19 protein-coding genes and 2 tRNA genes are annotated in these 21744 nt (G+C 64.1%); 18 read left to right on the top strand and 3 right to left on the bottom strand.

Annotation, left to right across the window (positions count from 1 at the left end; all coding sequences use genetic code 11):
• Positions 1-7: 7 nt before the first annotated feature.
• The 10 genes from amiB to ACM0M4_RS27715 all read left to right on the top strand — a co-directional run bounded on the left by amiB (position 8) and on the right by ACM0M4_RS27715 (position 11043).
• Positions 8-1435, top strand: coding sequence for an N-acetylmuramoyl-L-alanine amidase AmiB (amiB, locus tag ACM0M4_RS27760; protein WP_003123571.1), 1428 nt, complete (start codon positions 8-10; stop codon positions 1433-1435).
• Positions 1435-3336 (top strand): DNA mismatch repair endonuclease MutL, encoded by a 1902-nt coding sequence (gene mutL, locus ACM0M4_RS27755; RefSeq protein ID WP_003106411.1) that lies wholly within the window; start codon positions 1435-1437, stop codon positions 3334-3336. Before amiB ends, mutL begins: the two co-directional genes overlap by 1 nt.
• 57 nt (positions 3337-3393) lie before the next feature.
• Positions 3394-4365 carry a tRNA (adenosine(37)-N6)-dimethylallyltransferase MiaA gene (miaA, locus tag ACM0M4_RS27750; RefSeq protein WP_054376156.1) on the top strand — a complete coding sequence of 324 codons (972 nt, stop codon included), beginning with the start codon at positions 3394-3396 and terminating at the stop codon, positions 4363-4365.
• A 105-nt stretch (positions 4366-4470) separates the two neighbouring features.
• On the top strand, positions 4471-4719 hold the full coding sequence (hfq, locus tag ACM0M4_RS27745) for an RNA chaperone Hfq (protein WP_003095657.1): 249 nt from the start codon (positions 4471-4473) through the stop codon (positions 4717-4719).
• Between the two features lie 12 nt (positions 4720-4731).
• Positions 4732-6033, top strand: a complete 1302-nt coding sequence (gene hflX / locus ACM0M4_RS27740; RefSeq protein ID WP_003113930.1) for a ribosome rescue GTPase HflX — start codon at positions 4732-4734, stop codon at positions 6031-6033.
• Between the two features lie 94 nt (positions 6034-6127).
• Positions 6128-7330, top strand: coding sequence for an FtsH protease activity modulator HflK (gene hflK, locus ACM0M4_RS27735; protein WP_003106427.1), 1203 nt, complete (start codon positions 6128-6130; stop codon positions 7328-7330).
• Positions 7330-8199 carry a protease modulator HflC gene (gene hflC, locus ACM0M4_RS27730; protein ID WP_003106429.1) on the top strand — a complete coding sequence of 290 codons (870 nt, stop codon included), beginning with the start codon at positions 7330-7332 and terminating at the stop codon, positions 8197-8199. The genes hflK and hflC overlap by 1 nt, the downstream gene beginning before the upstream one ends.
• A 95-nt stretch (positions 8200-8294) precedes the next feature.
• Positions 8295-8480, top strand: a complete 186-nt coding sequence (locus tag ACM0M4_RS27725; RefSeq protein WP_003095647.1) for a DUF2065 domain-containing protein — start codon at positions 8295-8297, stop codon at positions 8478-8480.
• Between the two features lie 34 nt (positions 8481-8514).
• Positions 8515-9699, top strand: coding sequence for an ATP phosphoribosyltransferase regulatory subunit (locus ACM0M4_RS27720; protein WP_034085743.1), 1185 nt, complete (start codon positions 8515-8517; stop codon positions 9697-9699).
• A 51-nt stretch (positions 9700-9750) separates the two neighbouring features.
• A complete protein-coding gene (locus ACM0M4_RS27715; protein ID WP_003095642.1) occupies positions 9751-11043 on the top strand; it encodes an adenylosuccinate synthase in 1293 nt (430 codons plus the stop codon).
• 155 nt (positions 11044-11198) lie between these two features.
• Here ACM0M4_RS27715 and ACM0M4_RS27710 read toward each other — a convergent pair.
• Positions 11199-11285, bottom strand: a tRNA-Leu gene (locus ACM0M4_RS27710).
• A gap of 129 nt (positions 11286-11414) precedes the next feature.
• A tRNA-Leu gene (locus ACM0M4_RS27705) sits at positions 11415-11501 on the bottom strand.
• A 204-nt stretch (positions 11502-11705) separates the two neighbouring features.
• Between ACM0M4_RS27705 and rnr the strand changes: the two genes are divergently transcribed.
• The 8 genes from rnr to alr all read left to right on the top strand — a co-directional run bounded on the left by rnr (position 11706) and on the right by alr (position 20117).
• A complete protein-coding gene (rnr, locus tag ACM0M4_RS27700; protein WP_054375814.1) occupies positions 11706-14423 on the top strand; it encodes a ribonuclease R in 2718 nt (905 codons plus the stop codon).
• Positions 14420-15166 carry a 23S rRNA (guanosine(2251)-2'-O)-methyltransferase RlmB gene (rlmB, locus tag ACM0M4_RS27695; protein ID WP_003095638.1) on the top strand — a complete coding sequence of 249 codons (747 nt, stop codon included), beginning with the start codon at positions 14420-14422 and terminating at the stop codon, positions 15164-15166. The genes rnr and rlmB overlap by 4 nt, the downstream gene beginning before the upstream one ends.
• A 214-nt stretch (positions 15167-15380) precedes the next feature.
• A complete protein-coding gene (rpsF, locus tag ACM0M4_RS27690; protein WP_003095636.1) occupies positions 15381-15800 on the top strand; it encodes a 30S ribosomal protein S6 in 420 nt (139 codons plus the stop codon).
• 29 nt (positions 15801-15829) lie between these two features.
• Positions 15830-16060: a 30S ribosomal protein S18 gene (rpsR, locus tag ACM0M4_RS27685; protein ID WP_003095634.1), complete on the top strand. Its 231-nt coding sequence runs from the start codon at positions 15830-15832 to the stop codon at positions 16058-16060.
• A gap of 36 nt (positions 16061-16096) precedes the next feature.
• On the top strand, positions 16097-16966 hold the full coding sequence (locus ACM0M4_RS27680) for a hypothetical protein (RefSeq protein ID WP_003095630.1): 870 nt from the start codon (positions 16097-16099) through the stop codon (positions 16964-16966).
• Between the two features lie 21 nt (positions 16967-16987).
• Complete coding sequence (gene rplI, locus ACM0M4_RS27675) at positions 16988-17434, top strand: 50S ribosomal protein L9 (RefSeq protein WP_003095627.1); 447 nt, start codon at positions 16988-16990, stop codon at positions 17432-17434.
• A 128-nt stretch (positions 17435-17562) separates the two neighbouring features.
• Complete coding sequence (gene dnaB / locus ACM0M4_RS27670) at positions 17563-18957, top strand: replicative DNA helicase (protein WP_003100012.1); 1395 nt, start codon at positions 17563-17565, stop codon at positions 18955-18957.
• Positions 18958-19025: 68 nt separating this feature from the next.
• Complete coding sequence (gene alr / locus ACM0M4_RS27665) at positions 19026-20117, top strand: alanine racemase (RefSeq protein ID WP_015503744.1); 1092 nt, start codon at positions 19026-19028, stop codon at positions 20115-20117.
• Positions 20118-20140: 23 nt separating this feature from the next.
• Here the strand turns inward: alr and ACM0M4_RS27660 are convergent, their stop codons facing one another.
• Positions 20141-21682 carry a glycoside hydrolase family 1 protein gene (locus ACM0M4_RS27660; RefSeq protein ID WP_054375813.1) on the bottom strand — a complete coding sequence of 514 codons (1542 nt, stop codon included), beginning with the start codon at positions 21680-21682 and terminating at the stop codon, positions 20141-20143.
• Positions 21683-21744: the final 62 nt, after the last annotated feature.

Here is a 21744-nt window from a genome sequence, read left to right as displayed (position 1 = left end):
AAAAACGATGGGTTGGGGCTTGCGTCTGCGGACGTTGTTGACTGGGGTGATGATTCTGCTGGCCTGCCAGGTCGGCGAGGTTCTGGCCGCCGCGCAAATCAAGAGCGTGCGGATCTGGCGCGCTCCGGATAACACCCGTCTGGTCTTCGATCTCTCCGGTCCGGTGCAGCACAGCCTGTTCACCCTGGCCGCGCCCAACCGTATCGTCATCGACGTCAGCGGCGCCCAACTGGCGACCCAGCTCAACGGTCTCAAGCTCGGCAACACCCCGATCACCGCGGTGCGCTCCGCCCAGCGCACGCCCAACGACCTGCGCATGGTCCTCGACCTGTCGGCGCAGGTCACCCCGAAAAGCTTCGTCCTGCCGCCCAACCAGCAATACGGCAACCGCCTGGTGGTCGATCTCTACGACCAGGGCGCTGACCTGACCCCGGACGTACCCGCGACGCCGACCCCGAGCGTGCCGGTCACCCCGGTGACGCCGACCCAGCCGGTGGCCAAGCTGCCGCTGCCAACCAAGGGCGGCACCCGCGATATCGTCATCGCCATCGACGCCGGCCACGGCGGTGAAGACCCTGGCGCCCTTGGCCCGGGCGGGTTGCACGAGAAGAACATCACCCTGTCGATCGCTCGCGAGCTGCAACGCCAGATCAACCAGGTGCGCGGTTACCGGGCCGAGCTGACCCGTACCGGCGACTATTTCATCCCGCTGCGCAAGCGCACCGAGATCGCCCGCAAGAAGGGCGCCGACCTGTTCGTCTCGATCCATGCCGACGCCGCGCCGAGCCGCAGCGCCTTCGGTGCCTCGGTGTTCGCCCTGTCCGACCGCGGCGCCACTTCGGAAACCGCGCGCTGGCTGGCCGACAGCGAGAACCGTTCCGACCTGATCGGCGGCGATGGCAGCGTCAGCCTCGGCGACAAGGACCAGATGCTCGCCGGCGTGCTGCTCGACCTGTCGATGACCGCCACCCTCTCGTCGAGCCTGGATGTCGGCCACAAGGTACTGACCAATGTCGGCCGCATCACTTCGCTGCACAAGCGTCGTGTCGAGCAGGCCGGGTTCATGGTGCTGAAGTCGCCCGACATCCCGTCGATCCTGGTGGAAACCGGCTTCATCTCGAACGTCAACGAGTCGCGCAAGCTGGCCAGCGCCAGCCATCAGCAGGCCTTGGCGCGTTCGATCACCAGCGGCATCCGCCAGTATTTCCAGCAGAGCCCGCCGCCTGGTACCTACATCGCCTCTTTGCGCGCCCAGGGCAAGCTCTCCATGGGGCCGCGCGAGCACGTGGTGCGGCCCGGAGAGACCCTGGCGATGATCGCCCAGCGCTATGAAGTGAGCATGGCCGCGCTGCGTAGCAGCAACAGCCTGTCCAGCGACAACCTGAAAGTCGGCCAGGCACTGTCCATCCCGAGCACCGCCCTGGCGGCCCAGTGATGAGTGAAGCACCGCGTATCCAGCTGCTGAGTCCGCGGCTGGCGAACCAGATCGCCGCCGGTGAGGTGGTCGAGCGTCCCGCCTCGGTGGCCAAGGAACTCCTGGAAAACAGCCTTGACGCCGGTTCCCGGCGCATTGATGTGGAGGTCGAGCAGGGCGGCATCAAGTTGCTGCGAGTGCGCGACGACGGTCGCGGCATCCCCGCCGACGACCTGCCGCTGGCCCTGGCTCGCCACGCCACCAGCAAGATCCGCGAGCTGGAAGACCTGGAGCGGGTGATGAGCCTCGGCTTCCGTGGCGAGGCGCTGGCCTCGATCAGCTCGGTAGCGCGCCTGACCATGACCTCGCGTACCGCCGACGCCGGCGAAGCCTGGCAGGTGGAAACCGAGGGCCGTGACATGCAGCCGCGGGTACAGCCGGCGGCGCACCCGGTGGGGACCAGCGTCGAGGTTCGCGACCTGTTCTTCAACACCCCGGCGCGGCGCAAGTTCCTGCGTGCCGAGAAGACCGAGTTCGACCATCTGCAGGAGGTCATCAAGCGCCTGGCGCTGGCCCGCTTCGACGTGGCTTTCCACCTGCGCCACAACGGCAAGACCATCTTCGCCTTGCACGAGGCGCGAGACGAGCTGGCCCGCGCGCGCCGGGTCGGCGCGGTGTGCGGCCAGGCATTCCTCGAGCAGGCGCTGCCGATCGAGGTCGAGCGCAACGGCCTGCACCTGTGGGGCTGGGTCGGCTTGCCGACCTTCTCCCGCAGCCAGCCGGACCTGCAGTACTTCTATGTGAACGGGCGCATGGTGCGCGACAAGCTGGTCGCCCACGCGGTGCGCCAGGCTTATCGCGACGTGCTGTACAACGGCCGGCATCCGACCTTCGTGCTGTTCTTCGAAGTCGATCCGGCGGTGGTGGACGTCAACGTGCACCCGACCAAGCACGAAGTTCGCTTCCGTGACAGCCGGATGGTCCATGACTTCCTCTATGGCACCCTGCATCGTGCGCTGGGCGAGGTCCGTCCCGACGACCAGCTCGCGCCGCCCGGGGCGACCAGCCTGACCGAGCCGCGTCCGACCGGCGCTGCCGCCGGCGAGTTCGGCCCGCAGGGCGAGATGCGCCTGGCCGAGAGCGTGCTGGAGAGTCCGGCGGCACGGGTGGGCTGGAGTGGCGGCTCATCGGCCTCCGGCGGCTCCTCCGGCTATTCCGCCTATACCCGGCCGGAGGCGCCGCCCTCTCTGGCCGAGGCCGGTGGCGCCTACAAGGCCTACTTCGCGCCGTTACCCGCGGGCGAGGCGCCAGCCGCGTTGCCCGAGAGCGCCCAGGACATCCCGCCGCTGGGTTACGCCCTGGCGCAGCTCAAGGGCATCTACATTCTCGCCGAGAACGCCCACGGCCTGGTGCTGGTGGACATGCACGCGGCCCACGAGCGGATCACCTACGAGCGCCTCAAGGTGGCGATGGCCAGCGAAGGCTTGCGTGGGCAGCCGTTGCTGGTGCCGGAGTCGATCGCGGTCAGCGAGCGCGAGGCGGATTGCGCGGAAGAGCATTCCAGCTGGTTCCAGCGCCTGGGCTTCGAACTGCAGCGCCTGGGGCCGGAAAGCCTGGCGATCCGGCAGATCCCTGCGCTGCTCAAGCAGGCGGAGGCGACCCAGTTGGTGCGCGATGTCATCGCCGACCTGCTGGAATACGGCACCAGTGACCGTATCCAGGCGCACCTGAACGAGCTGCTCGGCACCATGGCCTGCCATGGCGCGGTGCGCGCCAACCGGCGCCTGACCCTGCCGGAAATGAACGCCCTGTTGCGCGACATGGAAATCACCGAGCGCAGCGGCCAGTGCAACCATGGGCGTCCGACCTGGACCCAACTGGGCCTGGACGAGCTGGACAAGCTCTTCCTGCGCGGACGCTGAGCCTTGCAGCTTCGGGCGCAAAGCCCGAAGCTATGCGCTTTGTCCAAGAGCGTTCCGATGTCTTCCCTGCCTCCCGCCATCTTTCTCATGGGGCCGACCGCCGCCGGCAAGACCGACCTGGCGATGGCGCTGGCCGATGCGCTGCCCTGCGAGCTGATCAGCGTCGACTCGGCGCTGATCTACCGCGGCATGGATATCGGTACGGCCAAGCCTTCCCGGGAGCTGCTGGCGCGCTATCCGCACCGCCTGATCGATATCCGCGACCCGGCGGAGAGCTATTCGGCCTCGGAGTTTCGCGCCGACGCCCTGGCGGCGATGGCCGAGGCCTCCGCGCGCGGCAGGATTCCCCTGCTGGTGGGGGGCACCATGCTCTATTACAAGGCGTTGCTCGAGGGCCTGGCCGACATGCCCGGCGCCGATCCCGAGGTGCGCGCGGCGATCGAGGCCGAGGCCCAGGCCGAAGGTTGGGAGGCGCTGCACCGGCAACTCGCCGAGGTCGACCCGGAATCGGCTGCGCGTATCCACCCCAACGATCCGCAGCGACTGATGCGGGCGCTCGAGGTGTATCGCCTCGGCGGGGTGTCGATGAGCGACCTGCGTCGCCGGCAAAGCGCTGAAAAGGCGGATTTTGACGCGTCAGGCAGGAATCAATTGCCGTATACTGTCGCTCAGCTGGCGATTGCTCCCGAGCAGCGCCAGGTGTTGCACGCGCGGATTGCGCAGCGTTTTCGCCAGATGCTGGAACAGGGTTTCATCGCCGAGGTCGAAGCACTGCATGCCAGAAGTGACTTGCATGCAGGATTACCGTCTATTAGAGCCGTGGGTTACCGTCAGGTGTGGGATTACCTGGATGGCAAGCTGTCCTACGCTGAAATGACCGAACGCGGCATCATCGCTACCCGCCAGTTGGCCAAGCGCCAGTTCACCTGGCTGCGAAGCTGGAGCCATCTACACTGGATGGACAGCCTAGCAGGTGACAATCTGCCGCGTGCCTTGAAATACCTGAAAACGGTCTCCATATTGGCCTGAGACCTTAATTTGTCCGTCTGTTTCCGGAGCGAGACCGGAGTTTGGACGGCGCCAAGTCACCCTATTCGACTACTTCAAACTACGATCCTTAAAGGAGTGCGGCACATGTCAAAAGGGCATTCGCTACAAGACCCTTACCTCAATACCCTGCGGAAAGAACGCGTCCCGGTTTCCATCTATCTGGTCAACGGCATCAAGCTGCAAGGCCAGATCGAGTCCTTCGACCAGTTTGTCATCCTGCTGAAGAACACCGTCAGCCAGATGGTTTACAAGCACGCGATCTCCACCGTGGTACCGAGCCGTCCGGTGCGTCTGCCGAGCGGTGACCAGCCGGCCGAGCCGGGCAACGCTTGACGGGAGTCCGCTTTGTTCTTTGAGCGCCCAGGTGGTGGGGAACAGGCTGTTCTGGTGCATCTGGAAGGGCAGAACCCCGAGGCGCGTGAAGACCCGCAGGAGTTCCAGGAGCTGGTGCGTTCGGCCGGCGCGGAAACGGTGGCATTCGTCAGCGTCTCCCGCCACCAGCCGAGCGCCAAATATCTTATCGGCAGTGGCAAGGTCGAGGAGTTGCACGACCTGGTCAAGGCCGAAAACGTCGAGCTGGTGATTTTCAACCACACCTTGACGCCCAGCCAGGAGCGCAACCTCGAGCGAGCGTTCGAGTGCCGCGTACTCGACCGGACCGGGCTGATCCTCGACATCTTCGCCCAGCGCGCACGTACCCACGAAGGCAAGTTGCAGGTGGAACTGGCGCAACTGGAGCACATGAGCACGCGGCTGGTACGCGGCTGGACCCACCTCGAACGGCAGAAAGGCGGTATCGGTCTGCGCGGTCCGGGCGAGACCCAGCTGGAAACCGACCGACGCCTGCTGCGCGTGCGCATCCGCCAGATCAAGCAGCGCCTGGAGAAGGTCCGCAGCCAGCGCGAGCAGGCTCGACGCGGGCGCAAGCGCGCGGATATCCCGGCGGTCTCCCTGGTCGGCTATACCAACGCCGGCAAATCGACCCTGTTCAATTCGCTCACCGCCTCCGAGGTGTATGCCGCCAACCAGTTGTTCGCCACCCTCGACCCCACCCTGCGTCGCCTGCAACTGGACGATCTCGGGCCGGTGGTGCTGGCCGACACGGTGGGCTTCATCCGCCACCTGCCGCACAAGCTGGTGGAGGCCTTCCGCGCTACGCTGGAAGAGTCGAGCAACGCCGACCTCCTGCTGCACGTGATCGACGCCTACGAGCCCGAACGGGATGCGCAGGTCGAGCAGGTGCTGGCGGTGCTCGGCGAGATCGGCGCCAACGAATTGCCGATGCTCGAGGTCTATAACAAGGTTGACCTGCTACCCTCGGTCGAGCCGCACATCCAGCGCGACGACTCCGGCAAGCCGGTGCGCGTCTGGCTGTCGGCGCAGACCGGCGAAGGCCTCGACCTGTTGCGCCAGGCCATCGCCGAGCTGCTTGGCGAGGACCTGTTCGTCGGAACCTTGCGCCTGCCCCAGCGGCTCGGGCGCCTGCGCGCCCAGTTGTTCGAACTGGGCGCGGTGCAGTCCGAGGCGCACGATGAGGAGGGTTGTACCCTGCTGCAGGTGCGCCTGCCGCGGGCCGAGTTGAACCGCCTGGCGAGCCGCGCTGGCTGGCAGCCGGCGGAGTTCGTTGCGCAACACACTTTGCAATAAAGCCCGTATCGCTGCTTTTGGCAGCGGGCAGGGCATTCGGTAGCATGGGTGGCCGCGCCGCAGGCGCGTTTCGCGTTACTAGATGGAGAGCGCTATGGCTTGGAACGAGCCGGGTGACAACTCGAACAACAACGATCGAGACCCGTGGGGAGGCCGCCGTGGTGGTGGTGGCGGCGGTGGTGACCGCAAGGGGCCGCCCGACCTGGATGAGGCTTTCCGCAAGCTTCAGGACAGCCTGAACGGGCTGTTCGGTGGAAAAAAACGCAGTGGCAACGGTTCCGGCTCCGGTTCCGGCGGCAAGGGCGGTGGCCTGGGCCTGTTCGGCATCGGCCTGGCGATCCTCGCCGTGCTCTGGCTGTACAACGCCATCTATGTGGTGGACGAGCAGGAGCAGGCGGTCATCCTGCGCTTCGGCAAGTATTACGAGACGGTCGGTCCCGGCCTGAACTTCTACTTCCCGCCGATCGACAAGCGCTTCCAGGAGAACGTCACCCGCGAGCGTGCGTACAGCAAGCAGGGGCAGATGCTCACCGAGGACGAGAACATCGTCGAAGTGCCGCTGACCGTGCAGTACAAGATCAGCAACCTGCAGGACTTCGTGCTCAACGTCGACCAGCCCGAGGTCAGCCTGCAGCAGGCGACCGAGAGCGCGCTGCGGCATGTCGCCGGCTCCACCACCATGGACCGGATCCTCACCGAAGGCCGCGAGCAGATGGCGACCGAGGTGCGCGAGCGCCTGCAACGCTTCCTGGATACCTACAGGACCGGTATCACCGTGACCCAGGTGAACATCCAGAGCGCCCAGGCACCGCGTGAGGTGCAGGAAGCGTTCGACGACGTGATCCGGGCCCGCGAGGACGAGCAGCGCGAGAAGAACCAGGCCGAAGCCTATGCCAACGGCGTGGTGCCGGAGGCACGTGGCCAGGCCCAGCGCATCATCGAAGAAGCCAACGGTTACCGCGACGAGGTGATTTCGCGCGCCCAGGGCGAGGCGGATCGCTTCTCCAAGCTGCTGGTGGAATATCGCAAGGCTCCGGAAGTGACGCGCGAGCGTCTGTACCTGGACACCATGCAGGAAGTCTTCAGCCAGACCAGCAAGGTGCTGGTGACCGGTCAGCAGGGGCAGAACAACCTGCTCTACCTGCCGCTGGACAAGATGATCGATGGTCGTAACGCCGCCCCCGCTACGGGTGCCGGTGCTTCCGCCGGTGGTGGCAGCGCCAGCGCTTCCGACCTGGGGTCGCGGATCGTCAACGACCTGCGCCAGCAAGACGCGCGTACGAGGGAGAGCCGCTGATGGGCAACAAGTCTTTGATCGCTCTGATCGTCGGTGTCGTCGCCGCCATCGTCCTGTGGAACAGCGTCTACGTAGTCCAGCAGACCGAGCGCGCGGTCATGTTGCGCTTCGGCCGGGTGGTCGAGTCCGACGTCAAGCCGGGCCTGCACTTCAAGATCCCGTACGTCAACCAGGTGCGCAAGTTCGACGCTCGCCTGCTGACCCTGGATGCCCCGACCCAGCGCTTCCTGACCCTGGAAAAGAAAGCGGTGATGGTGGATGCCTATGCCAAGTGGCGGGTGGCGGATGCCGAGCGCTTCTATACCGCTACCTCGGGCCTCAAGCAGATCGCCGACGAACGCCTGTCGCGGCGTCTCGAAGCGGGTCTGCGCGACCAGTTCGGCAAGCGTACCCTGCATGAAGTGGTATCGGGCGAGCGCGACGCGCTGATGGGCGACATCACCGCTTCGCTGAACCGCATGGCGCAGAAGGAGCTGGGTATCGAGGTGATCGACGTGCGGGTCAAGGCCATCGACCTGCCGAAGGAAGTCAACCGCAGCGTCTTCGAGCGGATGAGCACCGAGCGTGAACGCGAGGCCCGCGAGCACCGCGCCAAGGGTCGCGAACTGGCCGAAGGCATTCGTGCCGACGCCGATCGCCAGCGCCGGGTAATCGTTGCCGAAGCCTACCGCGAGTCGGAAGAGACCCGCGGTGACGGCGACTCCAAGGCTGCCGCGATCTATGCCAAGGCCTACAACCAGGATCCGGAGTTCTATTCCTTCTACCGTAGCCTGAAGGCGTATCGCGAAAGCTTCGCCGAGAAGCGCGACGTACTGGTGCTCGATCCGAGCAGCGAGTTCTTCCGCTATCTGAACAAGGCCAACAAGTAATACTCGGTTCTCCGGCGGGCGGCAGCGCCCGCCGGAGAAATCGTGTTATGATGAGCCAGCCGGGAAATCCCGGCTTTTTTGCGTCCGCGAGAATCATGTGGCAGGAATTCGGCATCGCTTTTTGTCTCGTGCTGGTGCTGGAAGGCATCCTGCCGTTCCTGTGTCCGCGACAATGGCGCGAGGCGGTCACCGGCATCGGCCGGCTGAGCGACCGTCACCTGCGTCTCGTGGGGCTGGGCAGCATGCTGCTCGGCACCCTGCTTCTTTACTGGATTCACTGATGATGTGCCGCCCGGCTGAAAGGGGAGAGGCGAAATGGCAACGGTAGACCGCTGGCTGCTGCCAGATGGGATCGAAGAGGTGCTGCCCCCGGAGGCGGCGCGCATCGAAGCAGCCCGCCGTCAGGTGCTGGATCTGTTCCACCGCTGGGGTTACGAGTTCGTCGTGACCCCGCATATCGAATACCTGGAGTCGCTGCTCACCGGTGCGGGACAGGATCTTGACCTGCGCACCTTCAAGGTGACCGACCCGGCGTCCGGCCGGCTCATGGGTTTCCGTGCCGACATTACGCCGCAAGTGGCGCGGATGGATGCGCACAGCCTGCGCCGCGAGGGACCGAGCCGCCTGTGCTATGCCGGCAGCGTGCTGCATGCGCAGCCGCGCGCGCTGTCCACTTCGCGTAGTCCGATCCAGCTGGGCGCCGAGCTGTACGGCGATCCGAGCCCTGCCAGCGATGTCGAGGTGATCAGCCTGATGCTGGAAATGCTCGAGATGGCGGAAGTGCCGGACGTGCACATGGACCTCGGCCATGTCGGTATCTACCGCGGCCTGGCGCGCGCGGCAGGGCTGTCCGGCGAAGTCGAGCAGCAGTTGTTCGATGCCTTGCAGCGCAAGGCGGTGGACGAGGTCGAGGCGCTGACTGCAGACCTGCCTGCCGAGCTGCGCGGCATGTTGCGTGCGCTGGCCGAGCTATGCGGCGGCCGCGATGCGCTGGAGCAGGGCCGTGCCCGTCTGGCGGCGGCGCCGGCCGATGTCCAGGTGGCGCTGAACGAGCTGATCGAGATCGCCGATTCGCTGGCTGGACGTTTCCCCGGCTTGCCGCTGTATTTCGACCTCGGCGAGCTGCGTGGCTATCACTATCACACTGGCGTGGTGTTTGCGGCCTTCGTGCCCGGCGTTGGCCAGTCCATCGCCCAGGGCGGTCGCTATGATGATATCGGTGCCGATTTCGGGCGCGCCCGCCCGGCCACCGGTTTCTCCACCGATCTGAAAAGCCTGGTCACTCTCGGCCAGGCCCGGTTGGACCAGGCTGTATCGGGTATCTGGGCGCCGGTCGAAGGGGCCGGGCTCTGGCAGGCGGTGCAACGACTGCGCCGCGACGGGCAGCGTGTCGTCCAGGCTCTGCCCGGGCAGGATGCGGCTTCTGCGCGCGAGGCGGGCTGCGACCGGCAGCTGGCGCTGCGCGATGGCAATTGGCAGGTGGCGCCGCTGGCGTCCTGAGATTCCGCCGGCCGCGGCCGGCATCGAACTTCCACGATGGGGACAAGTGTTATGGGTAAGAATGTCGTAGTCCTGGGCACCCAATGGGGTGATGAGGGCAAGGGCAAGATCGTCGACCTGCTCACCGAGCAGGCGGCTGCCGTAGTTCGCTACCAGGGTGGTCACAACGCTGGCCACACCCTGGTGATCGATGGCGAGAAAACCGTCCTGCACCTGATTCCATCGGGCATCCTGCGCGAAGGCGTGCAGTGCCTGATCGGCAATGGCGTGGTGCTGGCGCCGGATGCGCTGCTGCGCGAAATCACCAAGCTGGAAGAGAAGGGCGTGCCGGTGCGCGAGCGCCTGCGCATCAGTCCTTCCTGTCCGCTGATCCTGTCCTATCACGTCGCCCTCGACCAGGCGCGCGAGAAGGCCCGCGGCGAAGCCAAGATCGGCACCACCGGTCGTGGCATCGGCCCGGCATACGAGGACAAGGTGGCACGTCGCGGCCTGCGCGTCGGCGACCTGTTCCACCGCGAGCGCTTCGCCGCCAAGCTGGGTGAGCTGCTGGACTACCATAACTTCGTCCTGCAGCACTACTACAAGGAGCCGGCCATCGACTTCCAGAAGACCCTGGACGAGGCGATGGAGTATGCCGAGCTGCTCAAGCCGATGATGGCCGATGTCGCCGCGACCCTGCACGACCTGCGCAAGCACGGCAAGGACATCATGTTCGAAGGCGCCCAGGGATCGCTGCTGGACATCGACCATGGCACCTACCCCTACGTGACCAGTTCCAACACCACCGCTGGCGGTACCGCCACCGGTTCCGGCTTCGGCCCGCTGTACCTGGACTACGTACTGGGTATCACCAAGGCCTATACCACTCGCGTCGGCTCCGGTCCGTTCCCGACCGAGCTGTTCGACGACGTCGGCGCCTACCTGGCCAAGCGCGGCCACGAGTTCGGTGCCACCACCGGTCGCGCTCGTCGCTGCGGCTGGTTCGATGCCGTGATCCTGCGCCGCGCCATCGAGATCAACAGCATCTCCGGCCTGTGCCTGACCAAGCTCGACGTGCTCGATGGCCTGGATGTGGTGCGCCTGTGCGTCGGCTACAAGAATGCCGATGGCGATGTGCTGGAAGCGCCGACCGATGCCGACAGCTACATCGGCCTGCAGCCGGTCTACGAGGAAATGCCCGGCTGGAGCGAGTCGACCGTGGGTGCGAAGACCCTGGAAGAGTTGCCGGCCAACGCCCGCGCCTACATCAAGCGCGTGGAAGAGCTGGTGGGTGCGCCGATCGATATCATCTCCACCGGTCCGGACCGCAACGAGACCATCATCCTGCGCCATCCATTCGCCTGAGGCGGATAGCGGGGCGATGACGGAACGGGCTGCGCATGCGGCCCGTTTTCATTTCCGGGGTCGGCGCCGCGGTGAGCGGGGGAGGGTGGCGTGGCTCGAAGGGAAAATCGCGGACAACAAAAAGCCGAGCGATGCTCGGCTGTTTGTCTTGAAGATGGTGCCCAGGAGAAGACTCGAACTTCCACGGTGTTGCCACCGCTAGGACCTGAACCTAGTGCGTCTACCAATTCCGCCACCTGGGCATGCTTTTCAGCATTGTGCGATGATCGCTCATCGACTTGGGTGTTGCAAACCTTGTCGCAGTTTCAATGCCTGGTAGTGGCTGAACTGCTGAAACAAAAACGGTCTAATGACCGGCTTTGTCTGAAATATGGTGCCCAGGAGAAGACTCGAACTTCCACGGTGTTGCCACCGCTAGGACCTGAACCTAGTGCGTCTACCAATTCCGCCACCTGGGCACTGGAGTCGATGATCGCTCATCGTTTCCGTGTTACAACGTCTCAGCAACGTTGTGGGCGCGAACTATACGAGTACGTATTCTGCTTGTAAACCCCTGATGCGATAAAAATTATTCTGTTGCCGAAGCTGACCGACGAAGCGTTTTCGCGCTTCAATAGAGCAATGGCAGCAAACGCTAAAGAAGAAAAGGTGACCTACCTCTAATGGCCGATTGGCAAAACCTCGATCCCGAGGCCGCTCGCGAAGCGGAAAAGTACGAAAACCCCATCCCCAGCCGGGAACTGATCCTGGCTCACCTATCCGAGCGGGGCGCTCCGGCGACTCGCTCCCAGTTGCTCGACGAGTTCGGGCTCGCCGGCGAGGAGCCGGAAGAGGCCTTGCGTCGTCGCCTGCGCGCCATGGAGCGCGACGGGCAGCTTATCTATACGCGTCGTGGCGCCTATGCGCCGGTGGACAAGCTGGACCTGATCCGCGGCCGCATCAGCGGGCACCGCGACGGCTTCGGCTTCCTGATCCCCGACGATGGCAGCGACGACCTGTTCCTCAGTCCCACCCAGATGCGCCTGGTGTTCGACGGCGACCGCGCCCTGGCCCGGGTATCCGGCCATGACCGGCGCGGACGCCGCGAAGGCCAGCTGGTCGAGGTGATCGAGCGGGCCCACGAGATCGTGGTCGGCCGCTACTTCGAGGAAAGCGGCATCGGCGTGGTGGTCGCGGACAACCCGAAGATCCAGCAGGAAGTCCTGATCCCGCCGGGCAAGGCCGGCAAGGCCAGGCACAACCAGTTCGTCCAGGTGCGCATCGAGCAATGGCCGAGCATCCACCGCCAGGCCCAGGGCGAGATCGTCGAGGTGCTCGGCGACTACATGGCGCCGGGGATGGAGATCGAAGTCGCCCTGCGCAGCTACGATATCCCCCACGTCTGGCCGGCCGCGGTGGAGAAGGAAGCGGCCAAGCTCAAGCCGGAAGTGGCGGAGAAGGACAAGGAAAAGCGTATCGACCTGCGCCAGGTGCCCTTCGTCACCATCGACGGCGAGGATGCCCGCGACTTCGACGACGCGGTGTACGCCGAGGCCAAGCGCGGCGGCGGCTGGCGCCTGTTCGTGGCGATCGCCGATGTCTCGCACTACGTGAAGGTCGGTTCGGCGCTGGACGAAGAGGCGGCCAGGCGCGGCAACTCGGTGTATTTCCCCGAGCGGGTGATCCCGATGCTGCCGGAGGTGCTGTCCAATGGTCTCTGCTCGCTGAATCCGCTGGTCGACCGGCTGGCCATGGTCTGCGAGATGACCCTGTCCAAGGCCGGCAAGCTGACCGGCTATCAGTTCTACGAAGCGGTGATCCACTCCCATGCGCGCCTGACCTACACCAAGGTCAGCCAGTTGCTCGAGCATCCCGACAGCGTTGAGGCCGAGAACCTGCGCCAGCAGTTGCCCGGCGTGGTGCCGCACCTGCAGCAGTTGTATGCGCTGTATAAAGCGCTGCTGGCCGGCCGCCATGTCCGCGGCGCGATCGATTTCGAGACCCAGGAAACCCGCATCGTCTTCGGCGCCGACCGGAAGATCTCGGAAATCCGCCCGACCCAGCGCAACGATGCGCACCGCCTGATCGAAGAGTGCATGCTCTGCGCCAACGTGGCGACCGCACGCTTCCTGCAGAAGCACGCCATCCCGGCGTTGTACCGGGTGCATGACGGCCCGCCGCAGGAGAAGCTCAACAACCTGCGCCAGTTCCTCGGCGAGCTGGGGTTGAGCCTCGGCCGCGGCAAGGCCGCGCCGACCCCGGGCGACTACCAGGAGTTGCTGGAGAAGATCCACGACCGCGCCGACTTCCGCCTGATCCAGACGGTCATGCTGCGTTCGCTCAGCCAGGCGGTGTACAGCCCGGACAACAATGGCCACTTCGGCCTCAACTACGACGCCTACACCCACTTCACCTCGCCGATCCGGCGCTACCCGGACCTGCTGGTGCATCGTGCGATCCGCAGTGTGATCCGCTCCAAGGCGGAGACTCCGCACGTGCAGCGGGCCGGCGCGGCGAGCATGCCCAAGGCGCGCATCTATCCGTACGACGAATTGCGCCTGGACCAGTTGGGCGAGCAGTGCTCGATGACCGAGCGGCGTGCCGACGAGGCCACCCGCGACGTGACCAACTGGCTGAAGTGCGAATACATGCGCGAGCGGGTCGGCGAGACCTTCCCTGGCGTAATCACCGCGGTCACCGGTTTCGGTCTGTTCGTCGAGCTGACCGACATCTTCGTCGAAGGCCTGGTCCATGTGACCGCGCTGCCCGGCGATTACTATCATTTCGACGCCGTGCACCATCGCCTCAGCGGCGAGCGCACCGGGCGCAGCTTCCGTCTCGGCGACACCACGGAAGTGGTAGTGGCGCGGGTCGACCTGGACGAGCGGAAGATCGATTTCGAGCTGGCCGGAAACGTGCTGAGCGCGCCGATCGGACGCAAGAAGCGCAACGGCGACAAGTCGGCGAACGCCGGCAAGGCGCCGAAGGGGCGCAAGGGCGCAACCGTGCCCGAGGTCGACCTGGAGCCGGCACTGGCCAGTCCCGACGCCGCGGTGGTGCCGCGGCGCAAGGCCGGCAAGGTGCAGGCGCTGCCGCCGGTCGCGCCGGAGCTGCTGGCGCAGGCCGCGGAGATGCTCGGCAACACCGACGTGCGCAAGAGTCGCGAGGTGAAGCAGGCGCTGCTCGCCGAGGCGCGCGTCGGCGGCGGCAAGGACAAGGGCGGGAAGAAGGGCAAGGTCGTTCCTGCGGGCAAGAGCGCGAAGGGCAAGGCCAAGGGCGGCAAGCCCGCCGCTGCCGCCAAGCCGGGAAAGCCGACCAAGCATCGCAAGGGGCCTTCCAAGCCGAAGGCCGACAACGCTCCGGCCGCCACCGGGGCGCGCAAACGTAAGGCCAAGTCATGAGTCAGTGGGAAAAGGTCTACGGCGTGCATGCCGTGGAAGCGTTGTTGCGTCATCACCCGAAGCGGGTCAAGCAGTTGTGGCTGGCCGAGGGGCGGCATGATCCGCGGGTCCAGGTGCTCACCGAGCTGGCCGCCGGGTTCCGTATTCCGGTAGGGCAGCGCGACCGGCGCGAACTCGACGAGTGGGCGGAAGGCGTCCACCAGGGCGTGGTCGCGGAAGTCAGCCCCAGCCAGGTCTGGGGCGAAAACATGCTCGAGGAACTGCTCGAGCGGAGCGAGGGCGTGCCGCTGCTGCTGGCCCTGGATGGCGTCACCGATCCGCACAACCTCGGCGCCTGCCTGCGTACCGCCGATGCGGCGGGGGTGCAGGCGGTGATCGTGCCCAAGGACAAGTCCGCGACCCTCAACGCCACCGTGCGCAAGGTCGCTTGCGGCGCCGCCGAGGTGATCCCGCTGGTGGCGGTGACCAACCTCGCGCGCACCCTGGAAAAGCTCCAGCAGCGCGGCCTGTGGGTGGTCGGCACCGCTGGCGAGGCGGACAAGACCCTCTACCAGCTCGACCTCAAGGGGCCGACCGTGCTGGTGATGGGCGCGGAAGGCAAGGGCATGCGCCGGCTGACCCGTGAGCACTGCGACTTCCTCGCCAGGTTGCCGATGGCCGGCAGCGTCAGCAGCCTGAACGTCTCGGTCGCCACCGGCGTCTGCCTGTTCGAGATCCTCCGCCAGCGCACCCCGCTGGAGTGAGCGCGTGCGGGGCCGCCGCGGCGCGGCCCCGCGCCATTCCATCCGCTGTACAAATATTCGCCAATCTTCCTTGCTTCGCCGGTTGCCCTTCTCTAGAATGTCGCCCCTTGCCGCGCGGGCAGGCGTTCGTTCGCCTCTCCACCAGGCAAGCCAAGAAAACATTCACTCCTTGCCTGACCGTTCTGCGGCAGGCTGCAACCCGTAAGGAGCATTTATGCGTCATTACGAAATCGTGTTCCTGGTTCACCCGGACCAGAGCGAACAAGTCGGTGGCATGGTCGAGCGTTACACCAAGGCCATCGAAGAAGACGGCGGCAAGATCCACCGTCTGGAAGACTGGGGCCGTCGTCAGCTGGCCTACGCCATCAACAACGTGCACAAGGCCCACTACGTTCTGATGAACGTCGAGTGCAGCGCCAAGGCCCTGGCTGAGCTGGAAGACAACTTCCGTTACAACGATGCCGTGATCCGTAACCTGGTCATGCGTCGCGACGAAGCTGTCACCGAGCAGTCCGAGATGCTCAAGGCTGAAGAAAGCCGCAACGAGCGTCGCGAGCGTCGTGAGCGTCCGAACGATAACGCTGAAGGCGCCGATGGCGACGACAACAGCGATAGCGATAACGCTGACGAGTAATTCCGGACCAGTATTGAGGAGCCAATCACATGGCACGTTTCTTCCGTCGTCGTAAGTTCTGCCGCTTCACCGCCGAAGGCGTGAAAGAGATCGATTACAAGGATCTCAACACCCTGAAGGCCTACGTTTCCGAAACCGGCAAGATCGTTCCGAGCCGTATCACCGGCACCAAGGCCAAGTACCAGCGTCAGCTGGCGACCGCTATCAAGCGCGCCCGCTACCTGGCCCTGCTTCCTTACACCGACAGCCACGGCCGTTGAGATCGGGCAGTCGAACGCTGGTAAGGGATAGATCGCATGCGCGCACTGGCTGAGTTCACCATGCGCGGCCGCATGCAGGCCACGCTCGCCGTGGCAGGCTCCGCGGTTGTTCCACTGTTGTTCTGGCTGAGTGCCGCCGCCGGTAGCCTGGTGCTGCTGCGGCGCGGATTCGGCGACGCCTTCGGCGTCCTGGCCTGGGCGGTGCTACCGGCGATGTTCTGGTGGTACCTGGGCGATCCGAGCATCCTTCTGGTCCTGCTCGGTACCCTGACGCTGGCGCAGATCCTGCGCGCCAGCACGTCCTGGAGCCATGTGCTGCTGGGCAGTGTTGCAGTTGGCGTGGTATTCGCGCTGGTGCTGGGGCATACCTCCAGCGAGCTGATCGGCGCCCTGGCGACGGAAGTCACCAAGGTCCTGACCCAGCTTCGCGGGGAGTCCCAGCTGTCGGGCGAAGAGCTGGACAAGTTGCAGGTGGCGCTGGTGCCGACCCTGACCGGGGTCATGGCTTCCTCGCTGCAGGTGACCTGCCTGCTCTGCCTGATGCTCGCGCGGTACTGGCAGGCTTCGCTGTACAACCCGGGCGGCTTCGGCCGCGAATTCCGGAGTTTGCGGCTGGCGCCGGCGGTTGCCGTGATCCTGCTACTGGGGGCCGTCGTGGTCCCGGCGCTGGAAGTGCAGGCCGCGGTGCTCGGTCCGTTGTGCAGCGTGCCGCTGATCATCGCCGGCGTGGCGCTCGGGCATGGCCTGATCGCCCTGAAGCGCCTCGCGGGTGGTTGGCTGGTGGGCCTGTACCTGGCTGTATTGCTGCTGGGGAACCTGATCTGTCTTTTGGCGGTTGTCGACAGTCTGTTTGATTTTCGTGGACGCCTGGCCCGGCGCCAGGGTTCCACGAACGGTGAAGGTTAAAAGTTAAGAGGTAAGACTCAAATGGAAGTCATCCTGCTGGAAAAAGTCGCCAACCTGGGCAACCTGGGCGACAAGGTGAACATCAAGGGCGGTTACGCCCGTAACTTCCTGCTGCCGCAGGGCAAGGCCACCGTCGCCACCGCCGAGAACGTCGCTGCGTTCGAAGCACGCCGCGCCGAGCTGGAAAAGGCTGCCGCCGAGAAGAAGGCCGCTGCCGAAGCCCGTGCTGCCCAGCTCTCCGAGCTGGTGGTAACCCTCGGCGCCCACGCTGGCGACGAAGGCAAGCTGTTCGGTTCGATCGGCACCCGCGACATCGCCGAAGCCGTTTCCGCTGCCGGTTACCCGCTGGAAAAAGCCGAAGTTCGCCTGCCCAACGGCGCGCTGCGCAACACCGGTGAGTTCGACGTCGCCGTGCACCTGCACACCGACGTGGAAACCACTCTGAAGCTGATCATCGTCGCTGAGTAAGCGATCCGATCGGTAGGGCTGGGCGGGCATATGCGTGTCCGCGGCAGTCCGCTAACATCGGGCACGGTACCGGCAACGGCACCGTGCCCGTTGTTTTTTCCGCTGTTCCTTTTTCTTGCGTCGAGTCTATGAACGAGATCACCAGCCCCGAGCAATACGACCTGGAAACCACAGCCCTGAAGGTGCCGCCGCACTCGATCGAGGCCGAGCAGGCCGTGCTGGGTGGCCTGATGCTGGACAACAACGCCTGGGAGCGTGTGTCGGATTCGGTGTCCGACGGCGATTTCTACCGCCATGACCATCGCCTGATCTTCCGCGCCATCTACAAGCTGGCCGAGGCCAACCAGCCGATCGACGTGGTGACCCTCTCCGAGCAGTTGGAGAAGGAAGGACAACTGGCCCAGGTCGGCGGCCTGGCCTATCTCGGCGAACTGGCGAAGAACATTCCCTCGGTCGCCAACATCAAGGCCTACGCGCAGATCATCCGCGAGCGCGCCACCCTGCGCCAACTGATCGGCATCAGCAACGAGATCGCCGACAGCGCCTTCCACCCGGAAGGGCGCGGCGCCAACGAGATCCTCGACGAGGCCGAGCGGAAGATCTTCGAGATCGCCGAAGCGCGACCGAAGACCGGCGGGCCGGTAGGGATCAGCGATATCCTGGTCAAGACCATCGACCGCATCGACTACCTGTTCAACACCACCGAGGCGCTGACCGGGGTGTCCACCGGTTTCACCGACCTCGACGAGAAGACCAGCGGCCTGCAGCCGGCCGACCTGATCATCGTCGCCGGGCGTCCGTCGATGGGTAAGACCACCTTCGCCATGAACCTGGTCGAGAACGCGGTGATGCGCACCGACAAGGCCGTGTTGGTGTACTCCCTGGAGATGCCCTCCGACTCGATCGTGATGCGTATGCTCTCGTCGCTCGGGCGTATCGACCAGACCAAGGTGCGTTCCGGCAAGCTCGACGACGAGGACTGGCCGCGCCTGACTTCGGCGATCAACCTGCTCAACGACAAGAAGCTGTTCATCGACGATACCGCTGGCATCAGTCCCTCGGAAATGCGCGCGCGGACCCGTCGCCTGGTGCGCGAGCACGGCGACCTGGCGCTGATCATGATCGACTACCTGCAACTGATGCAGATACCCGGCTCCAGCGGCGACAACCGGACCAACGAGATTTCCGAGATTTCCCGCTCGCTGAAGGCCCTGGCGAAGGAATTCAACTGCCCGGTGATTGCCCTGTCGCAGCTCAACCGCTCCCTGGAGCAGCGACCCAACAAGCGCCCGGTGAACTCCGACTTGCGCGAATCCGGGGCGATCGAGCAGGACGCCGACGTGATCATGTTCGTCTACCGCGACGAGGTGTACCACCCGGAGACCGAGTTCAAGGGCGTCGCCGAAATCATCATCGGCAAGCAGCGTAACGGTCCGATCGGTACGGTGCGCCTGGCCTTCATCGGCAAATACACGCGCTTCGAGAACCTTGCCGCCGGCATGTACAACTTCGAGGACGAATGACCCGGCTTGGGTCTTGCCCGGCGGGCGCCTTACCATAGGCACCCGTTTCAGTTGCAGGACCCGATGCCATGCGTCCCCTCGTTGCCACCGTCGACCTTTCCGCCATTCGCCACAACTATGCCCTGGCCAAGCGCTGCGCGCCGCAGCGCCAGGCGTTCGCGGTGGTCAAGGCGAACGCCTATGGCCACGGTGCGCGCGAAGTGGTTACCGCGTTGCACGACGATGCCGATGGCTTCGCCGTGGCCTGCCTGGAGGAGGCCGCGGAAGTCCGCGCCTTGCACGCCAGCGCGCGCATCCTGTTGCTGGAAGGCTGCTTCGAGGCGAGCGAATACGCCCTCGCCGGGCAATTGCGCCTGGACCTGGTGATCCAGGGCGCGGAACAGGGCGAGGCGTTCCTCGCCGCCGGCCTGGATATTCCACTCAACGTCTGGCTCAAGCTCGACTCCGGCATGCACCGCCTGGGCTTCGATCCTGCCGCGCTGCGCGCCTGGCATGCGCGCCTGCGCAACCATCCTGGTGTGCGCGAGCTGAACCTGATCAGCCATTTCGCCTGCGCCGACGAACGCAACCATCCGCTCACCGAGCAGCAGCTGGAGAGTTTCCTCGGCCTGCTCGACCTGGATTTCGACCAGCGCAGCCTGGCCAATTCGGCGGCGGTGCTGACTATCCCGGCCGCCCACATGGACTGGCTGCGGCCGGGAATCATGCTCTACGGGTCGACCCCGCTGGCCGACCTGAGCGCCGCCGAACTGGGCCTGAGGCCGGCCATGAGCCTGGGCGCGCAGTTGATTTCACTGCGCGAGGTGGCCGTGGGCGAGAGCGTCGGCTACGGCGCCACCTGGATCGCCGAGCGGCCGGCGCGGATCGGCACGGTCAGTTGCGGCTACGCCGACGGCTATCCGCGTACCGCGCCAGCCGGGACTCCGGTACTGGTCGGGGGACGCCGCGCGACCCTGGCCGGGCGGGTCTCGATGGACATGCTGGCGGTCGACCTCTCCGACCTGCCGGAGGCTCGCGTTGGCGACCCGGTGGAGTTGTGGGGCGCCGGGTTGTCGGTGGACGAGGTCGCCCGTGCCTGCGGCACCCTCGGCTACGAGCTTCTGAGCAAGGTTGGTGCGCGGGTTCCGCGTGCCTTCCAGTACGGACCTGGCCGCCTATAGCGCCAGGTCTTTTTTTGAAGTCGTTAACCTGAGTGCCGGCTTTGCTGGGGCAGGCACTTGTTACGCTCTTTATAATCCCTGATTTTCTCTTGGTATTTGTAATAGCTGGATTTTGGTGTCCTCGCTAGTTGTGGGCTTTCAAAGTCGACCCCAATCATTCCGAAGCGATTTCTGTAGCCGAACAGCCACTCGAAGTTGTCCAGAAGACTCCAGAATAGATACCCTTCTACTTTCACTCCTGCATGCTTGGCTGAGAGCGCTGCATCAATGTGGTCAGAGAGATACTTTGCCCTGAGTGGATCTAGCACCCTATTTTCAGTGAGTTTTTCATCGTCCACTCCGAAGCCGGCTCCGTTCTCCGTTATGATCAGAGTAGGATGGTCGTATTCTTTGTCTATCTGCATTAGTAGTTCGACCAGATGAGAAGGAGAGACGGGGCCGTTATAGGAAGGATACTGGTCTGGATTTGGGCGATTTGCTATTCCGAAGGGTTGGCTTGGATCGTCTTTCACCAGGGTGGGAGAGTAGAAGTTTACGCCGATGAAGTCAGGTCTTCCCTGCATGATCTTTTTCATATCATCCTGAGAGGGCTGGAACGCGGGTGCGTACTTCTGATAGAGAGTTTTTATATCTTTCGGGTAGTTTCCTTTGTAAAGCGCGTCCAGAACCCAGGCATTGTGCACAGAGTTACAGTTCCTCTTGGCTGCGCTGTTCGGGTTCTCATTATCGACACAGGGAGATAGATTCAGGGCAATACCGATTTGTCCCTTGTACCCTGCTTCCTTGTATGAGGTAACCGCTAGCGAGTTCGCCAGCAGGAGGTTGTGCATGGCCTCTGCCTGAGCTGCGCGTGACTCTACGGATAGTACTTTCTCATAGGGTGAGGGGGTCTCGGTGAGGAAGTTCTCTACCAAGGGCGTCAGGGTAAAGATATTGCCCTCCGGCTCATTGAAAGTTATGAAGTAAGGTACCTCTTCGCCAAAATTGCTGAAAATGAGCTTTGCGTAGCCAGCGAACCAGTCGGGCGATTTAGAGGAGTACCATCCACCTTTCTTGTAAAGAGCTAAGGGCATATCCCAGTGGTAAAGTGTTACAATTGGAGTTATTCCGGCATCCTTCAAATCTTGTATGAGTATCTTGTAGTACTCGAGCCCTTTGGGGTTTATCGTCTGGCCATCGGGCAGCACTCGTGCCCAGCTTATCGAGAAACGGTACGAGTTGACTCCGAGTTTGCGCATCAGATCTATGTCTTTTAGATAGACGTCTCTGGATATCTGGTTCGTGGCAACATCGCCAGTGTGGTTCTCTCCGATAAGATACTTGGTAATGCCTCTATGGGTGAAGTCGTCCCAGTTCGAAGGTCCTTTCCCGTCCAGATTCCAACCGCCCTCTACCTGATAGGCCGCTGAGGCCGTTCCCCAGAGAAAGTTGCAGTTTTCCTGAGGCTTCGCAGTGGCCAGCGAGGTATCATATAGGAGCGCAAGAGAAAGAAGCGCGAGACGGTTCTTTATATTTTCTTTTAGGGTTTTTCGAAAATTTTTAAATTGGAGGAGGCTTCTTCGCATTTTTATGGTTTTTTAGGTTGGTTTACGATTGTAGGAGTCTAGGTGTTCTCGTGATATCGAGT

This window comes from Pseudomonas sp. 18-147 (genome assembly GCF_051048045.1).
Classification (GTDB): domain Bacteria; phylum Pseudomonadota; class Gammaproteobacteria; order Pseudomonadales; family Pseudomonadaceae; genus Pseudomonas; species Pseudomonas aeruginosa.
This window is presented reverse-complemented; position numbering and strand designations above follow the sequence as displayed.

What these genes read in the sequence shown, in the direction of transcription:
- ACM0M4_RS27680 (WP_003095630.1), top strand. Translation starts at nt 16,097, where the DNA reads ATGCGCGCACTGGCTGAGTTCACCATGCGCGGCCGCATGCAGGCCACG.
- rnr (WP_054375814.1), top strand. Translation starts at nt 11,706, where the DNA reads ATGGCCGATTGGCAAAACCTCGATCCCGAGGCCGCTCGCGAAGCGGAA.
- ACM0M4_RS27725 (WP_003095647.1), top strand. Translation starts at nt 8,295, where the DNA reads ATGTGGCAGGAATTCGGCATCGCTTTTTGTCTCGTGCTGGTGCTGGAA.
- dnaB (WP_003100012.1), top strand. Translation starts at nt 17,563, where the DNA reads ATGAACGAGATCACCAGCCCCGAGCAATACGACCTGGAAACCACAGCC.
- hfq (WP_003095657.1), top strand. Translation starts at nt 4,471, where the DNA reads ATGTCAAAAGGGCATTCGCTACAAGACCCTTACCTCAATACCCTGCGG.
- hflC (WP_003106429.1), top strand. Translation starts at nt 7,330, where the DNA reads ATGGGCAACAAGTCTTTGATCGCTCTGATCGTCGGTGTCGTCGCCGCC.
- alr (WP_015503744.1), top strand. Translation starts at nt 19,026, where the DNA reads ATGCGTCCCCTCGTTGCCACCGTCGACCTTTCCGCCATTCGCCACAAC.
- ACM0M4_RS27715 (WP_003095642.1), top strand. Translation starts at nt 9,751, where the DNA reads ATGGGTAAGAATGTCGTAGTCCTGGGCACCCAATGGGGTGATGAGGGC.
- amiB (WP_003123571.1), top strand. Translation starts at nt 8, where the DNA reads ATGGGTTGGGGCTTGCGTCTGCGGACGTTGTTGACTGGGGTGATGATT.
- rpsR (WP_003095634.1), top strand. Translation starts at nt 15,830, where the DNA reads ATGGCACGTTTCTTCCGTCGTCGTAAGTTCTGCCGCTTCACCGCCGAA.
- ACM0M4_RS27660 (WP_054375813.1), bottom strand. Translation starts at nt 21,682, where the DNA reads ATGCGAAGAAGCCTCCTCCAATTTAAAAATTTTCGAAAAACCCTAAAA.
- rpsF (WP_003095636.1), top strand. Translation starts at nt 15,381, where the DNA reads ATGCGTCATTACGAAATCGTGTTCCTGGTTCACCCGGACCAGAGCGAA.
- hflK (WP_003106427.1), top strand. Translation starts at nt 6,128, where the DNA reads ATGGCTTGGAACGAGCCGGGTGACAACTCGAACAACAACGATCGAGAC.
- rplI (WP_003095627.1), top strand. Translation starts at nt 16,988, where the DNA reads ATGGAAGTCATCCTGCTGGAAAAAGTCGCCAACCTGGGCAACCTGGGC.
- rlmB (WP_003095638.1), top strand. Translation starts at nt 14,420, where the DNA reads ATGAGTCAGTGGGAAAAGGTCTACGGCGTGCATGCCGTGGAAGCGTTG.
- mutL (WP_003106411.1), top strand. Translation starts at nt 1,435, where the DNA reads ATGAGTGAAGCACCGCGTATCCAGCTGCTGAGTCCGCGGCTGGCGAAC.
- ACM0M4_RS27720 (WP_034085743.1), top strand. Translation starts at nt 8,515, where the DNA reads ATGGCAACGGTAGACCGCTGGCTGCTGCCAGATGGGATCGAAGAGGTG.
- miaA (WP_054376156.1), top strand. Translation starts at nt 3,394, where the DNA reads ATGTCTTCCCTGCCTCCCGCCATCTTTCTCATGGGGCCGACCGCCGCC.